This is a genomic window from Streptomyces sp. NK08204, assembly GCF_020400585.1.
Taxonomy (GTDB): Bacteria; Actinomycetota; Actinomycetes; order Streptomycetales; family Streptomycetaceae; genus Streptomyces.
The window spans coordinates 43640-59376 of the sequence record NZ_JAINVF010000034.1 but is presented as its reverse complement, the minus strand read 5'-3'; the positions used below and the strand labels follow the sequence as shown (position 1 = coordinate 59376).

Genomic DNA, 15737 nt, shown 5'->3' with positions numbered 1-15737 from the left:
GAGGCAGGTGAAGGCGGCGTGCATGCCGATGCCGTCGACGACCGCGTACGGCATCGCTTGGGAATGAGTAGCGCGGACGGCAGCGCGGTCTCCGCCGCAATCACGGTGACCGCGACGAGGCGCCAGAGACGGACGTCCCGGTCGGTGAGGTTGCCCGCGTGGCGGCGAACCAGGCCGGGGACGGCGAACTGGCGCCGATAGGGGCAGTTGGTCCCGGACCTGCGTGAAGGTGTGGGCCCACGCGAGGAGAGCCCCGGAATCGGGGAGAGCGGAGTTTCTGCCAGGCACCGTTCCAGTAGATGTCTGTCGTGACAAGAACCGTCACTCGGCCTCGGTGCTGGGGTTAGGTTGAACGGATGCGGATCTTGCATCTGTCCGACACGCATCTCGACAGCGCGGGCGGCCCCGACGCGGATGGCGCCGACGGCACCGCGGCACTCCGCCGCCTGTTGGCCGACCTGGAACACGTGCACGACATCGACGCCGTACTGGTCACCGGAGACGTGGCGGACGACGGTTCCCGCGAGGCCTACGCACGGGCGCGTGAACTCCTTGTCGGCTTCGCACATCCGCGCGGAGCGCGTGTCTTCTGCACCACTGGCAACCACGACGATCGTGCTGCGTTCGCCGAAGTCCTGGGCACCGGACACACACAGCCGGAAGCGCACTACCGGGGGCCGGCGGGGGAACGTGCAGCAGCGAGCACTGTCAGCGGATGGCGGCTGATCACCCTGGATTCCCTCGTGCCCGGCAAGGGCTACGGTCGTCTGGGCGGTGACCAACTGGGCTGGCTCCGTGAACTCCTCAAGACTCCGGCCCCCTTGGGCACGGTCCTGGCGTTCCATCACCCGCCGGTCGCTCTGGACGTCGAGGTGCAGCGGGCGCTCGGTCTTCAGGACGCCAGCGACCTCGCGGAGGCGATCCGCGGAACGGATGTGCAGCTCATCCTGTGCGGACACTTCCACCTGCAGATCGTCGCGCGCCTGGAGCAGGCGACCGTCTGGGTCACGCCCGGCGTCGTGAACCGCATCGATCTGACCGCCCGCCCCGGCACGGAGCGCGCCGTCCGCGGTCCCTCGGCCTCACTGGTCCAGATGGGCACGCCTTACGGGCCGCTCATCCACACGCTCCACGCTCGCGATGCGCGCATGGGCGAGACGGTCTACGAGGCCGACGAGGACGAGATGCGCAAGGTCATCGACCGGCTCGGCCCCACGCCGGTGAGCTCGGACTGAACGTCAGGGCGAGACCCGTACGACTGACGACGGCGCGCGGCGCAGGGGCCCGTTCGGAGCGACGGTCGTGTTCCCTGAGATACGCGGTCGAGCCCCGATCCCAGGGGGCACGAGGCTGAGGTTGGAGCTGGCCGGCGCCTTGTCGGAGGCGCCCTGCGGTCTTCGGGGCGGCTACCGGATCCTGGCGCCGTGGCCGAAGCCGAGGACGTGACCCAGGGGGTCTGGTTGCGGGCAGCCGCCGCCGACCTGTCCAAGGTGCGGGAGCTGCGGGCCTGGCTGGTGCCCCTGTCTGCCCGGACGTCCTACAACGTGCTGAGACCGGCCCGCGTCCGGCGCGAGTCCTGCATCGGGCCCTGGCTGCCCGAACCACTGCTGACCGGGCCCGACGCCGCGCTCGGCGGCCCACCAGGCCGCTGCGTTCCCCGGACTCCCCCGCCCCCGATCGTCGTCAGGCTCGACCGAGGCCAATCGGTGGTCCAGCAGGTCACCGCGGGGCGGGGATGCCCAGGAACTCGGGGATGGACCGGTCCATGTGCTGCTGGTGTACGGCGATTCCGTCGATGCTGGCCGCGGTCAGCACGCCGAATATCCCGCACGGAAGATCGACGAAGCAAGTGACCTCGCACAGCCGAACCCGGTCCGCCGGGGACTGAGTTCTGAAGGCCATGGTGAGTGACACAGAAATGGTGCTCGGTAAAGCGTCGGGTAAGTGCCAGTGTTCCGGCAGTCTTGGGCGGGCAGGAGCTGCGGTGTGGCGTGGGCGCCGAACTGGGATCGCAGGACGCGGTGCGACAACTCGCTGGAGGGCATGAAATCCGCTCAGCCGCAACCCTCCGGAAGTTATGAAATTCTTCAACTCGCAAATCCGCCAGAGGGCACAAAATTGTTCAGTCCGCAAATCCGGCGGAGGGCATAAAGTCCGTTCGACCGCAACAGTCTTGAGGAGAAACTCTAAGCTTGACAGCGTCGTGGAGTTTACTTATGGTCCAGTCGTTCAGGTTCCCGCCGATCGATATCCGAAGGTGTTCATGACCGTGCCTCCAACGTTGCCGAAGTTCAGGCAGCAGTTGATTCTTGCCGTTCTTATGCTGTGTTCGCTGCTGATTTGGCTGGACAACACTGTCCTGAGTACTACGCTGGAGACCCTTGCAGACCCGGTCCGTGGCCTGGGGGCCAATCCCGGTCAGCTGCAATGGGCGACCGGTTCGTACACTCTGGCCTTCGCGACATTGATGTTCACTGCAGGCGCATTGGGCGATCGATTCGGTCACCGGACTGTGTTTTCCAGCGGTTTGGTGATCTTCGCCGGGTCCTCGCTGTGGGCGGCGTACGCAAGCGATGCGGGCCAGCTGATTGCAGCTCGAGCCGCGATGGGAGTGGGCAGCGCGCTGATCACGCCCGCCAACTTGGCCATCCTCATGTGGACCTTCACTGGCCCCGCGCGGGCTGCCGCGATCGGCATTTTCTCGGCGTCGGCCGGTGTCGGAATGGCTGCCGGCCCGGTGCTGGCAGGATTCCTGCTCAATCATTTCTGGTGGGGCTCGGTCTTTCTGATCAATGTCCCGGTCGCGGCATTGGCGTTGGTGGGGCTCGCCGTACTGGTTCCGAATTTCCGCAGCCCCACTCTGCGGCCACTGGACCCCGCTGGAATGTTGCTGTCGATCAGTGGGCTCGTGGCGTTGGCCTACGGGCTGATCCGGGCGGGGCAGGTGGCTGTGTGGAGTCGTAGCGACGTCTGGGTGCCGATCGTTGTCGGTCTGGTTCTGCTGGCCGTTTTCGTACTCGTCGAACTGCGCGTCAAGGTGCCCAGCTTTGATCCGCGACTGCTCGCTCAACGCACATTCGGTGGCGGCAATGTGGCGCTCGGATTGCTGCTCTTCGCTGTGGCCGCCGTCACCTTCTATAACGCGTTCTACCTGCAAGGCGCGCTCGGATTCTCGCCGATGAAGGCGGGTTTGGCCAATATCCCGACCGCATTCGGCGCGTTCGCGGGGGCGCCCCTCGCTTCGCGCCTGGTTCACCGCCTGTCGCTACGCGCTGTCACCGTACCGGCGCTAACCATAGCTGCAATGACCATGGGTGGGTACGGGTTCTTCGGACTCCGAACTCCACTCGTCTGGATCGAGATCCTGTTGTTGATACAGGGTCTCTCGGTCGGCATGGTGATCGGCCCGGTTACGGCCGCATTGATCAGCTACCTGCCGTTGGAACAGGCCGGTGCAGGATCGGCCGTCACCAACACCGTGCGACAAACCGGCAGTGTGATCGGAACCGCAGTGGGCGGCACGATCATGTCGATCATGTACCGCCGTGCGATCGAACCTTCGCTGGAGGGTGCACCCGGTCCGGTGCGGGATCAGGCGCGCGTTTCCGCCGAACAGGCCCGCCACGTCGCCACCGCTGTCCACCGGCCCACTCTTGCTCAGGCTGCTGATAATGCGTTTATCCATGCTATGCACGTCGGCGCGGGCTGGATCGCGGTCATCGCGCTCCTCGGAGCAGCTGTGCTGCTGATTACCTTGCCTACTGCCGAAAAGAAGAAGGGTCCGATACCGAAGCCGGACTACGAAAAGGCCCGCGGCTCCGTCTGACTGGCTGTTCGCTATCCGTCCTCTTGGTAGCTCGCGGTTGTCGAATCCAGCGAGAGGCAAGAGGCCCTGTTGTCGAAGTGTCGCGTGGTCGTGTTCGCCGAGTCCAGTTCGTCCGCTCCGGGTGTGACTGTCTCGCCCATCGGTTCGGGAACGCGACCGACCGGAGCGTCGGCCGCGGTACGGCTCGGACATGAGCGATGCGGAGTGAGCCCTGGGGCGGGATCTGCTGCCGGCGCCGGGGTGGCGTGCGGGCCGGGGCGGGCGTCCGGAGGGCTACTGCCACCGGCAGATGATCGACACGGTGCGTCACCTCGTCGACAACGGCATCAAGTGGCGGGCGAGGCCGCCGGCTTCCCGCCGTGATCATGGGTGTATGCCTTCTTCACCCGCTGGCGGGATGCAGGGCTGGTGGCCGAGCTGCACGACCGGCTGCGCGAAGCCGTCCGCACAGCTGAGGGCCGAAGTCCGGAGCCGACCGGGGCGTGGTGGACTCGCAGTCGGTGAAGGCGGACGCCACCGTTTACTCACGCCTCGCGGGGTTTCGACCCTGGGAAGAAGACGGGTCGCCGAGCTGGGTGCGGGCCCGGACGAGGAGGCGGCAGAAGTCGCGCCGTCCGAAGCCCTTCGGCTCGTCCTTACGGCCCCGGTACTCCCGCAGTCCGTAGACCAGCCTCGACCTGGACTTCGGCTTGAAGCAGCACATGCCCACCATGGACAGACGGCCCGTTTCCCCGGCCGCGGGCCCTCACGAGGGCGTGCGGCCGACCCGGCCCAGTCCTGGCCCGCGGCGGCGTCATCGACTGCCCAGCCTCGCCCTCGAAGGCGATCGACGCACCCCGGGATGCATCTCCACCGCGTGGTCGTCCCGCTCGATCGCCCGCCGGGACGGCTGCTGCCAGGACCAGCCGTGCCGCTTCAACAGCAGCCAGGTGCCCTCGACCGTGTACGAGACGTGAAGCAGCCGGCCGATCAGCGTCTTGATTCTCGCCAGGGTCCACCGCTGGTCCGGCCAGCCGTGCGCGAGCGGACCACTCCAGCTCCCGCTCCAGCCGCTCCACCTGGGCCAGCCCCAGCCTCGGGCACCCCGGCGAGCCCTCCACGGGTACCTCTCAGCGTTATCTGAGCTCCTTGATCGAGGAGTTGACCCAGCCGTGGCAGGCGAGTGTCGAAGGCCGTCGTCACGGCGCCCGACATGGGGAGAGAAAAAAGGGCTGCAAGCGCCGGCGCCCGGCATCAGCTCGTCTTCGTCGACCGACTGATGGCCACCCTCACCCACCTGCGGCACGATCTCCCGCACTCCGTGCTGGGACTGCTGTTCGGCGTCGACCGCTCCACCAGCACGCGGGCCGCCGGGGAGATACGTACTCTCCTGGCCCAGCGGGGCTGCGCGATACCCGACCGGCCCGGCTTGGCCTGCGCCTGCGCGCTGGCGGACGTGTTCGCCCATGCCCAGGCAGAGGGTGTCGAGCTCCGACTGGACGCCACCGAGATCCAGGTCCGTCGGCCCGTGGCCCCCCGCGGCGGACGACGTGCGTTCGTCTCGGGCAAGAAGAAGCAGAACACCATGAAGGCCACCGTGATCGCCGACCACACAGGGCTCAACGTTATGGACCCATGCCCTGCGACCCCGGCGCATGCATGACGCGACCGCTGCCCGCGACGAAGGCATCGCTGCTTCCAGCACTTTCCCGACGTGGAGGTCCTCCTGGACGACGGCTACCCCGGTCTCAGACGCGATCACCCAGCCAGGCGATCACACCGCCCCGGAAGCCGGACAAGAGCACACTGCCCGACGTCCACGCCCGCTGGGAACGGGACCGCCGCTGGCACTCATCCGACCGCATCACTGTCGCACACGCCCGGCCGACCACAAACGCCAAAGCGATTCACCCGCTGAGGTCCGCCGACCTCAGCTGTCAGTGGCAGTCGAAGCGCCAGCCCCACGGAAGGCCGGGGCACTGGCGGCAATGGAAGAAATAGACACCACCGCAGTCGCCCAACTGAATGTCGCCGGTGATGGTCAATAGGTGCTCCATGCGGTGTCCGCTTTCGCAGTTCGGCCAGTCGGCAGGCTGCGTCCAGGCGGGCCAGCCGCCGACCTTCGTGCCGATGATGTTGGAGTCGGGTGGCCATATGGAGCCGCCCGTCGGCAGCCGGAGACGAGGTTCCCAGGTGTCCCACATGTCCTTGGGTAGATCAAGCCACCTCGGATAGTCCTCCGCAACAATCGGGGACAACGTGGACGGTTCCGGCATGTTGTCCTCGTCGTACTCCCCCTCGCTCACCCCAGGGATCTCGGACAGCAGCCCTCCAGCAACGACCTCCGCCTCGTTGCGCCAGTACAGTTGCGGCATCACCGGCCCGGGATCCTGCTCATGTATCAGCGCGCACCACACCAGCTGCAGCAGGTCCTTCCCCGCCGGGAACTCCAACCCCGGCACGTCCCGGGCGAACAACTGGAGGATCGGCACCATCGGCACCGCCCCCGGGACAATCTCGGTGCGATTGCGCCAGTCGGACCCGAACGTCCAGTGGCCTTCCTGCGCGCAGTACGGCCACGGCTCGTCCGCGGGCCACAGCAACTCGCCCCCCAAGGAGCTCTCCCGCGCGCCGGGGTCGCCGGGCTCCGGGTTGAGGAGGATCGTTTCCCGAGCAAGGCCCGCGTACTCCGGTATCAGGGTGCGCAGATCCTTCGCGGGCAAGTCGGGTATGTCTCCGGGCATCATGGCTCCTCACGCGTACAAAGATCGACGGGACGTTGCGGGCACGTTAGTGCCTGCCACCGACAACCCCGCACAGCAACAGTCGTCTCATCACACCCCTTGAGCTTGACTCTGTCGGGGATCTTGCTGTCGTCTGCTCAGTCTCTGGCGGACCGCCAGGACCTCGGCCAGGGGACCCCGTGCTGGTCCAGAAAGTCTTGGAAGGCGGTCGGCGGCCGGGACGGGGGTGTTTCTCCGGTCGACGGCCGTCGGCTGAGGCGCTCAATGTGTGCGGCGATGGCTGTGAACGCGTGCTGTAGGTGGGCTTACTGCTGTCCCCGGTAGCGGCAGCGGCGCATGCCGTGTCCGTGGGCGAACTCGTTGATGGTGCCTTCCACTCCGGAGCGGACCGCATAGCGGGCCTGCCATTCGGGTGTCTTTTGCTCGGCGCGGACTCGGAGTTGCAGGTCGCGGAGTTCTCGCGGGGGGAAGCCCACGGTTCGGGCGCTGTCGGCGGTGATCGTGCAGCGGGTGCGGACCGGGCAGGGGCGGCACTGACTCTTGGTGAACCGTGCGACGACCAGAGGTGCCGCGGTGGGTGAGGAGGTCGGGTAGGGGCCGTGCCTTCCCCGGCTGTGGGCGCACCCCTCAGTCTCGCCCTGCGAGCAGCTGGCCTGCCGGCGGTCGAAGTCGATGTGGAAGTCGTCGCGGCCGGAGCCGTCGTTCTTGCGGTGCGGGTGGAGTTGACCGGCAGTGGCCCGGTGACCGTGACCTGGTGCTCGCGGGCCGCCTGTTCCAGATGGATCAGGGAGGTGTAGCCGCCGTCGACCGGATGTTCGACGGGCAGCAAGCCCACGGCGTTTCAGCCGGGTGTGGAGACCAGGCAGAGCCTTCGCGTCGTGGCCGGTGGCGTCGGTGGCGGCCACATTCTTGATCACGTTGACGCCGTCAGGATCACAGCTCTCGGTGACATGCGCGACCAACCCCTTCCAACGGGTGGCATGTCCGCGGCGCGCGTAGCGGGCCGTCGGGTCGTGAGGCGAGACGACCGCGAAGACGAGGTCGGCAGCCCGCCGTTGTCGGCGGTGCGTCAGCGCAGGCGGCCGACCCCGTCACGGGCAGGTGCGGAGCGGTGCCGGTCACCTCTTCCAGCGCGGCTCGCACCGCCTCGGTGATCAGTTGCAGCCGGGTCATGTCGCGCACCGCGGCCAGAACGTGGGGGGAGTCCGTGCGCTGGGTGGTGCGCTCGCGGACGAGACCGGTCTCCTTCAGGCGCGCGAGCGCGAGGTCGAGGAGACGGTCGGCGCGACCGCGCTCGGTGAGACGCTCTTGGAAGTCGGCCAGCACGCTGTGGTGGAAGCTGGGATCGTCCAGTTCCAGGGCCAGCGCTTACTTGAAATCGATGCGGCGGCGTACCGCCTCGGCCGCCTGCCGGTCCGACAGACCGAGCAGGAAGTGCAGCACACACACGGTGGCCGGCTGGGCGGGCGAGAGCCCTGGGCGGCCGTCGCGCGGGTACCAGTCGGCGAAGTCCTCGTCACGCCACCGCCAGCCCAGGTGGTCTCTCACCCACATCGCCGTCGTACCACCCGGGTTGCCCGCCCGTACCATCTGCATGGTCAGAGAAGGAACTTGCTCACCAGAACGGGCATGGAGCGACAACGGGCACCTCGACAACTGCATCGGTCCTTGAATAACAGAGCCGAGCATGCCCGTTGATCATGCTGCCCACCGGGTATCCCAGGGTCCCCGACAGAGTCGGGCTAGCCGATGTGCTTCTTGACCTGCTCGTAGACCGCCTGGTCGCTGTGCAGTTCACTGTGGCCGAGGCAGGCGGTGGTGGTGTTGACGGCACCGGAGAGGGCCACGCTCTTCCTGGGGCTGATGATCACGTCGCACGGTGAGCGCCAGGTGGCGTAGCGGACGGTACCTGGGGTCTCGTCACCGGAGTTGAGCGAGTTCAGGAACTTGGATCCCGGTCGCATCTCGACGCAAGGGGCACCCCCGCACAAACGTGCGATGTCGGTCCCGTGGTTGGGCCCCGCCAGGGACACCCACGCGTCCACCTTGGCAGCGCCGCCAAGGTTCTTGAGGTAGTAGCGGGAGGACAGGGCGCCCATGGAGTGGGTGATGACGTCGACCTTGGCAGCGCCGGTGCGGTCCAGGACCCGCTCGATCTCCTCGGCGAGCCGGGCGGCGGTGGTGGCGTTGGACCGGGTGGCGTCGTACGTCCACCGATCGAGGTAGCCGGCCGGCCATCCGTCGGCCCGGAAGCGGTTGGCCATGGTCCGCCAGGTGGAACCGTCGGAGTTCCAGCCGTGGACGAAGACGATGGGGTCGGGACGCAGGGCCCGGTGCCGGCCGTCGGCCGCCGACGCGGCGGCGGGAAGAACGGGCACGAGCGCGAGGAGGAGCAACAGGCTCCGCGACAGATTCCTGATCACACGCGGTTTGTAACGCGCTGGTGGCAGGACCGGCAGGTCCCGACGCGTAGCCTCACCCGACCGGCGGCGGTGTTTCACCGCAGAAACGTGACAGCCCGTCGGACGCACGACCTCGACAGACCCCCAAGGGGCCGGGCCGGTCGGTGCGGCCGGTGTGCTGCTCACTCCATCCGGGCGGCCCTACGGTCCAGAACACGGCGAACCCCGTCCACGCGATCGCGAAGGCCCAGACGACGAGAGTGCCCGCCGAACCAGGTCCTCGTAGCCGAGCCGTCTCGTGGTCGGCGCCGGCGCCTGCGGACTGGCCGCGGCCACCGTGCTGCACGCCGCCGGCCCCGACACGCTCTGCCTGGTGGCCCGCGACCGCACGGGCGGACGCCTGCTCTCCGCCCCTACCACGCAACCGGAGCGGGCCCTGGACCTGGGAGCCACCTGGTTCTGGGACGGCGAGGAGCACATCCGGGACCTGGCCGCACGCACCGGTGCCACCACCTTCGACCAGCACCTCGCCGGCGACACCCTGCTCCAGGAGAGCACCGGCACACGCCGCCTCACCGGCAACCTGCTCGGCACCCCTTCCCACCGCTTCGCCGCCGGAGCCCACAGCATCACCACCGCGCTCGCCGCCACACTGCCCAGCGGCGCACCGCGACTGTGCGCACCCGTCACCGCCCTCCGCCCGGGACGCCGAAGGCCGCCTTGCCGCGATCACCCCAGCCGAACCCCAGTACGCCCGGCACGTCGTCCTGGCCGTCCCCCGAGCCCTGGCCACGGAACGGATCGACTTCGGCAACGCGCTCCCCCGCCGACCTGGTACGCCTCGCCCAGGCCACCCCGGTCTGGATGGGAGCGGTCGCCAAGGTCGTCGCCCACTACCCGGCGCCGTTCTGGCGGGAGGCAGGACTGGCGGGAGCCGCGTTCAGCAGGACCGGCCCGCTCCAGGAAATCCACGACATGTCCGGGCCCGAAGGAGAGCCCGCCGCACCCTTCGGCTTCGCTCACGCCCGCACCGTCCGCCCCGGCCTCGAACTGGCCGTCACCGCCCAGCTCACCCGCCTCCTCGGCCCGGCCGCAGGCGTCCCCGATGTCCTGCACGTACAGAACTGGAGCGCCGAGCACTGGACGTCCCCCTCCACCGTGCAGCGCCTCGCCGACTACTCTCTCTTCGGCCACCCGCTCTACCAGCAGCCGGCGCTCGACGGCCAGCTGCACTGGGCATCGTCCGAAACGGCGACCGAGTACGCCGGGCACATCGAAGGCGCCCTCGCCGCCGGGGAAACAGCAGCACGATCCGTCGTAACGGCTCTGGAGGACACCGACAGCCTGATCACCGACCTCGCCCGGGTCTCCCCACACCAGTTGACGCCCCACCGCGCGCACCGGCCCACAGCTCACTGAACTGCGCCGAGGGCGTTGCCCCCACCATCCCGACAGCCCTGCTCCGGAAGAGAACATGACCCATACCGCACCCGCCGACACGACGGGCCACATACCCGACGCCGCCCTGTCCCAGCGCCGTATCCTACGGGTCCTGGTGGCCTCGCAGGTCCTCAGCGGCGCCGGGCTCGCCGCCGGCGTCACCGTCGGTGCTCTCCTGGCCCAGGACATGCTCGGCTCCACGAGCCTGGCCGGACTGCCCAGCGCCCTGTTCACCGCTGGCTCCGCCCTCACCGCCATCAGTGTCGGCCGCATCTCCCAGGCCCGCGGCCGACGCCCCGGACTCGCGGCCGGCTACCTCGCCGGGGCGGCCGGCTCGGCCGGCGTCATCATCGCCGCCGTCCTGGACAACCCGGTGCTGCTGTTCCTCGCCCTGGTCGTCTACGGCGCGGGCACTGCCACCAACCTCCAGGCCCGCTACGCCGGAGCCGACCTGGCAGCCCCCGGCCACCGTGCCCGCGCGGTCTCCACCGTCCTGGTCGCCACCACCCTCGGCGGCGTCGCCGGACCCAACCTCGCAGCCCCCACCGGCACCTTCGCCGAACACCTCGGCATCCCCCACCTCGCCGGCCCTTTCATCCTCTCCGGCGCCGCCTACGCCCTCGCCGCCGTCGTCCTCGCCGTATCGCTCAGGCCCGACCCACTGCTCCTGGCCCGCAAACTCGCCCAGGCCGAGGAAGCCGACACCGAACCCGCCCGGACCGCCACGGCCGCCGACACCGCCAATGCGGTCGGCACGGACGAGGGCGGCGGGGGCGTCGTCCTCGGGGCGCTGGTGATGATCCTTACGCAACTCGTCATGGTCGCGATCATGACGATGACACCGGTGCACATGCACGACCACGGCCACGGCACCGCCGCCTCCGGCCTCGTCATCGCGATCCACATCGGCGCCATGTACCTGCCCTCGCCGCTCACCGGCTGGCTCGTCGACCGCTACGGCCGCATGAAGATCGCCGCCGCGTCCGGCACCACCCTGCTGGCCGCCGGCATCCTCGCCGCCGCCGCGCCCGGCGACTCCGTCTCCCTCCTCGCCCTCGCGCTCGCCCTGCTGGGACTGGGCTGGAACTTCGGCCTCGTCTCCGGCACCGCGATCATCACCGACACCGTGCCCCTGGCCACCCGCGCCAAGACCCAGGGCCTGGTCGACGTCTCCATCGCCATCGCCGGCGCCACCGGCGGCATGGCCTCCGGCTTCATGGTCGCCGCCACCAGCTACCCCGCCCTCGCCCTCACCGGCGGCATCCTCTCCCTGGCCCTCCTGCCCGCCGTCGCCGCTTCCGCCTACCGCCGGTGAGCCCGATGAACCACGAGATCCCTGTCCCGGACATCACCGTCGACGGCACCGGCCTGCTCTGCGTAACCCTCCTGCTGCGTCTGCGCGAGGAGGTCGACGGCGCACCGCCGGGCGCTGTCGTCCACGTCATCGCCACCGACCCCGCCGCCCCGCTCGACCTGCCCGCTTGGTGTCACATGACCGGACACCGCTACCTCGGCCCCGTCCCCGGCGGCGAAGGGCCGGTGTTCGCCCTTCAACTGGCCGCCGACGCGCTGCCCACCCAGGCCGACGCTCCCTGGCACCCAGCAACCCCGTAGCCTCCGGCGAGAAGCTCACCGGCGTCCCGGGGCTGGTCCAGGACGACGTAGTGCACACCCTGGTTGTCCTCGAAGTCGGCAGGCAGATCATGCCCATTGAAGCTCCGCCATCTTGAAGTGGCTGGTCAGCGGGGTGGCGTGACCTCGTTTCGGGGTGCTCGTGCTGGTCGTGGGCGGCAGTCTGAGTGGTAGGTCGTCCGGCGGGTGGTTTTGCCGATGAGTTCACCGTCCTCGAACGGTCTACCCAGCGACACGACTGTTCTCGACTAGGAGTGCCATGTCCACCATCCAGCCAGTGATCATTACTGCCGACCAGGACGTTCTGCTCGGCTTCTATACGAAATTGTTCGGCGCTGAGGAGATCTTCCGGGTACCAGCGGAAGGCCCGGCCTTCTACCTCGGCTTGCGCATCGGAGACACCGACCTCGGGCTGGTGGCCAAGGCGAACCCGGGGACCGGGGCGGCACCGCGGATCCTGCTCAGCATCGGTGTCGACGACGTCGACGAGACGCTCGGCCGGGTGGAGGCGCTGGGCGGCTCGGTCCGTAGCGGCCCCAACGACATGCCGTGGGGACAGCGCGTCGCCCACATCCAGGACCCCGACGGCAACCCGGTGAACCTCACCCAGCCGATCCCGGCCCGGTGACGCTGTTCCGGGGGCATGTGCGACGGAGTCGCCGCTGGGGCAGGCACCTTCGCCGGAGACGTGCGCCTGGACGTAAAGGCAACGACTCGGTCTCGTACTGCCGGCCGTGCTTTGACGCGCCGTAGCCGAGCGACCGACTGCGTTCTCTGACGGGGTTTCACCTGGCGTCGGCGGCAGTTTCATCACCCAGGTCTTGAGCCGATGTCTGCCGACCGGGCGCATGCATGCTTTCGAGGCTCTCGTGAGGATCAGTTCGCGCGATGGCGGATTTCACGGGTGAGGCGAAGATAATACTGTCGTAGCCTTTCCTGCTGGAATTCGAAGGAAGCAGTGGCGTCTCGTGATGCGCTCAGTTCCCCCAGCCGGTCAGGGTCAGTTTGATCACGCCGGTCTTCGGCGAGACTTCCCGGACAGTCACCAGATCGACGTCATTCTCTTTGGGATCGGAATATGCGTGGTTGAGGACGCAAAATCGTTGTCCGCGCTTGAGATCGCTGAAAGCGATGCCGCCGGTGACATGTGGGGCAGAGTTTTCGGACGCCACGCAGTCCTGTCGACTGTGAGCGTCGACCACCTGATAGGCTTCGCGGTCCTGCGACACGAAGTAGAGTTTCATCTCGCCGCCAGCCATGCAGCAGGCCCGTATATCGGCCCCTTCGCCATTCGTCTGCACATACGGCTTTGAGTGTGAGGTGCCGAATACCGCGTATTCGTCGTTCTTCAATGTGAGGGAGACGTACCTGTATCTCAGCAGATCGCCGGGACGTGGCGACTCGGAACCGGTCGATTTTTCCTTCGCGTTTGATGGCTGGGGGATTGTGTCGGATGCGTCCTTCTCGCTCGAACACGCCGTGATCGCCCAAACGGAAACCATAGTGAGCAAGGCAAGGAATAAGATCCGTATCCGCATGATGTCAAGATTGCCAGGGCCGGTCCTAGACGGCAAGGCCCTACTGACTTCGGCTCGTCAGGGTGGCGCTGGGTCGTCGAGGTTCACCGTCGACCCCGCGGGAGAGGCTCAGCTGGCCACCGTCTATTGGTCGACGGCTGAGCAGTACCTCGGCGAGGAAGAGGATCGCCACCCGTGCCACTCCGTAGCGGTAGCCGCCGAGCGGGCTGCGCCCTTGCTGACCACCTCTCAGTTCCCGTCCACTTCACCGGCTCGGGCACCACCGACGTGGACGCCGAACTGCGGCCCGGAGATTGGCCGCCCCGGCGGGGGCGGTGCGGCCCCACGCACCTCGAGGGCGCAGCCGTCGTGGCCCCCGCGGGACCACGGCCGGGCGTGGCGCTCCCGCAGATAGCAGCGCTGCCCTTCGTCGCGCACCTGGGCACATCTCGTCGGCCGACTGTCCCGTGACTCCCGTGACGTGCTCACCTGATCGACTCACGTTCATCGTCGCGCGCTGACGCCAGGTCGGTTTCCCTCGCCGTGGCCACCGCCTGGCGGAAAAGCCTGCCCAACGGCATCAGGGACCCCGCCATCCGTAGCACCGTCCTCGCCGCCCTCGCCGCCCTCGCCGTCACCGCCCAGGCCGACCACGACCCCGACAAGCGCCGAGGCCCTCGTCAGCATCGGGCCAGGACTGGCATGCGGCCCTGAACAAACCTTTCGCGCGGGCCACCCTGCCGCAGCCACACGCTCCGACCGGAACCTGATCACAGACCAATGGCCGGGACCGGGTCGCCGCGCAGAACAGTTGATCACGCCGGGCGGACCACAGCGCGAAGTCGCCCCTCGGCGCCGTCATACCGGACGCGCGTCTGGGTCAGGTCCGCGACCGGGGCTCTAGAGGCGGATCACGATCAAGGCGACGTCGTCGCGCCCGCCGCTGGCCACTCCGAGGCGGGCGAGCAGAGCATCGGCCAGGCGTTCGGGGCCGAGGCGGGCATGGCGGGTGAGAACGTCGGTGAGCCGGCCAAGGCCGACATCGATGTCCTCGCCACGGCGTTCGATGAGCCCGTCGGTGTAGAGCACGAGAGTGTCGCCGGGGGTGTAGGGCATGGCGGCCTGGGGTCGGGGAACGTGGGTGGGTCGGGCTCCCAGCGGTGGATCAGTGGCCTGGTCGAGCAGGTCGAAGGTGCCGTCGGGGTGCACGAGGACCGGCGGGGGGTGGCCGGCGCTGCTGTAGGTGATCTGGTTGTGGCGGGTGTTGACGACGGCTTTGACCGCGGTGGTGGCCAGTGCTCCTTGCACCGATCGCGCGTACAGGCCCAGGACTCCTATCGCTGGGGCGGGCTCGCGAAGCGCCCGGATGGCGGCGGACAGCGCGCTGCGGAGCATGCCCATGACGGCGGCGGCGTCCAGGCCGTGACCGACGACATCACCGACCGCGACGGCGAACGACCCGTCGTCGGGCAGGTCTACCACGTCGTACCAGTCGCCACACACGTTCAGTGATCCGGCGGCGGGTAGGTAGCGCACCGCGACATCCCGGTGCCGGGCCAGGTCCGGGGACTGGAGCATGGCTTCCTGAAGGGTGACGGCGACCTGGCGCTCCCGGGCGTGGGCCTGGCGCAGCTCCTCATTCAGCCGCTGCAGGTCGCGGGCCCGCGCGTACAGTTCGGCCTCCATGGCCTCCCGTTCGTTCAGCGCCCCTGTTGTATCCGGGCGGCTGGGGTGAGAGAGCACGAACTCGGTGACGTCTTCCACGCGGTGGATAATCCACATCACCTGCCCATCCGGTCCGAGCACGGGGGTGTTGGTGGGGGACCACCACCGCTCCTCGAACCCTCCCGGTCGGCCCGGCAGGGGGATGTCGTACTTCTGCACCGCCATGGTGTCCGGCTCCCTGGTATGCAGGACCCGGTGGAAGGAGGCGCTCAGGTTCCGTGCCCCCTCGGCCTCGGGGTCGGCCGGGTTCTCGGGGAAGGCGTCGAAGAAGTACCGCCCGAGCAGTTCCTCCCGCGCTCGGCCGGTCGCCGCCAGATACGCCTGGTTGACATCGGCGATCACCAGGTCGGGGCCCAGTACCACGTACGGACTCGGGGTCGCAACGAACAACGCCTGGTAGTCGATCTGGGCTGTCGTCACACACGCTCCCATCACGGTCCTCGCGGCCGCCACCGCTCCAGCTTCACTCCAC

The 15737-nt window shown here is 68.4% G+C and carries 14 protein-coding genes and 3 pseudogenes; 9 read left to right on the top strand and 8 right to left on the bottom strand.

From position 1 onward, the window contains the following. The first annotated feature begins 356 nt into the window (after window positions 1-356). From K7G59_RS31810 to K7G59_RS31800, 3 genes and pseudogenes are all read left to right on the top strand, one after another. Window positions 357-1235 carry a metallophosphoesterase gene (locus tag K7G59_RS31810; RefSeq protein WP_225840152.1) on the top strand — a complete coding sequence of 293 codons (879 nt, stop codon included), beginning with the start codon at window positions 357-359 and terminating at the stop codon, window positions 1233-1235. A 149-nt stretch (window positions 1236-1384) separates the two neighbouring features. Beyond that, a pseudogene (locus tag K7G59_RS31805) lies at window positions 1385-1628 on the top strand (sigma factor); the annotation flags it as partial. A gap of 575 nt (window positions 1629-2203) precedes the next feature. Further along, complete coding sequence (locus K7G59_RS31800) at window positions 2204-3826, top strand: MFS transporter (protein WP_225840151.1); 1623 nt, start codon at window positions 2204-2206, stop codon at window positions 3824-3826. Between the two features lie 793 nt (window positions 3827-4619). Here the strand turns inward: K7G59_RS31800 and K7G59_RS35460 are convergent. Further along, entirely contained in the window at window positions 4620-4787 is a 168-nt protein-coding gene (locus tag K7G59_RS35460) for a winged helix-turn-helix domain-containing protein (protein ID WP_374114316.1), read from the bottom strand. A 158-nt stretch (window positions 4788-4945) separates the two neighbouring features. On the opposite strand from K7G59_RS35460, the pseudogene K7G59_RS31790 reads away from it, so the two are divergent. Next, window positions 4946-5703, top strand: a pseudogene (locus K7G59_RS31790) (transposase family protein); the annotation flags it as partial. A gap of 39 nt (window positions 5704-5742) precedes the next feature. On the opposite strand, the gene K7G59_RS31785 reads toward K7G59_RS31790, so the two are convergent. From K7G59_RS31785 to K7G59_RS31765, 5 genes are all read right to left on the bottom strand, one after another. After that, entirely contained in the window at window positions 5743-6549 is an 807-nt protein-coding gene (locus K7G59_RS31785) for a DUF1963 domain-containing protein (RefSeq protein WP_225840150.1), read from the bottom strand. Window positions 6550-6854: 305 nt separating this feature from the next. Beyond that, window positions 6855-7454, bottom strand: coding sequence for a transposase (locus tag K7G59_RS31780; RefSeq protein WP_225840156.1), 600 nt, complete (start codon window positions 7452-7454; stop codon window positions 6855-6857). Between the two features lie 28 nt (window positions 7455-7482). Then, window positions 7483-7875, bottom strand: coding sequence for a hypothetical protein (locus tag K7G59_RS31775; protein WP_225840149.1), 393 nt, complete (start codon window positions 7873-7875; stop codon window positions 7483-7485). 42 nt (window positions 7876-7917) lie between these two features. Then, window positions 7918-8145: a transposase gene (locus K7G59_RS31770; RefSeq protein ID WP_225840148.1), complete on the bottom strand. Its 228-nt coding sequence runs from the start codon at window positions 8143-8145 to the stop codon at window positions 7918-7920. A 146-nt stretch (window positions 8146-8291) separates the two neighbouring features. Further along, entirely contained in the window at window positions 8292-8972 is a 681-nt protein-coding gene (locus K7G59_RS31765; RefSeq protein ID WP_225840147.1) for a triacylglycerol lipase, read from the bottom strand. Between the two features lie 277 nt (window positions 8973-9249). On the opposite strand from K7G59_RS31765, the pseudogene K7G59_RS34840 reads away from it, so the two are divergent. The 5 genes and pseudogenes from K7G59_RS34840 to K7G59_RS31740 form a co-directional block, all read left to right on the top strand. Continuing rightward, a pseudogene (locus K7G59_RS34840) lies at window positions 9250-9414 on the top strand (NAD(P)-binding protein); the annotation flags it as partial. Window positions 9415-9815: 401 nt separating this feature from the next. Further along, window positions 9816-10370, top strand: a complete 555-nt coding sequence (locus K7G59_RS31755; RefSeq protein WP_225840146.1) for an FAD-dependent oxidoreductase — start codon at window positions 9816-9818, stop codon at window positions 10368-10370. Window positions 10371-10425: 55 nt separating this feature from the next. Beyond that, complete coding sequence (locus K7G59_RS31750) at window positions 10426-11706, top strand: MFS transporter (RefSeq protein WP_225840145.1); 1281 nt, start codon at window positions 10426-10428, stop codon at window positions 11704-11706. Window positions 11707-11711: 5 nt separating this feature from the next. Beyond that, window positions 11712-12005 carry a sulfurtransferase TusA family protein gene (locus tag K7G59_RS31745; protein WP_225840144.1) on the top strand — a complete coding sequence of 98 codons (294 nt, stop codon included), beginning with the start codon at window positions 11712-11714 and terminating at the stop codon, window positions 12003-12005. A gap of 277 nt (window positions 12006-12282) precedes the next feature. Beyond that, entirely contained in the window at window positions 12283-12651 is a 369-nt protein-coding gene (locus K7G59_RS31740; protein ID WP_225840143.1) for a VOC family protein, read from the top strand. A 349-nt stretch (window positions 12652-13000) separates the two neighbouring features. Here K7G59_RS31740 and K7G59_RS31735 read toward each other — a convergent pair whose 3' ends face one another. Together K7G59_RS31735 and K7G59_RS31730 are read right to left on the bottom strand one after the other, a co-directional pair. After that, window positions 13001-13561: a hypothetical protein gene (locus tag K7G59_RS31735; RefSeq protein ID WP_225840142.1), complete on the bottom strand. Its 561-nt coding sequence runs from the start codon at window positions 13559-13561 to the stop codon at window positions 13001-13003. Between the two features lie 879 nt (window positions 13562-14440). Continuing rightward, a complete protein-coding gene (locus tag K7G59_RS31730; protein WP_225840155.1) occupies window positions 14441-15697 on the bottom strand; it encodes a PP2C family protein-serine/threonine phosphatase in 1257 nt (418 codons plus the stop codon). Window positions 15698-15737 lie beyond the last annotated feature (40 nt).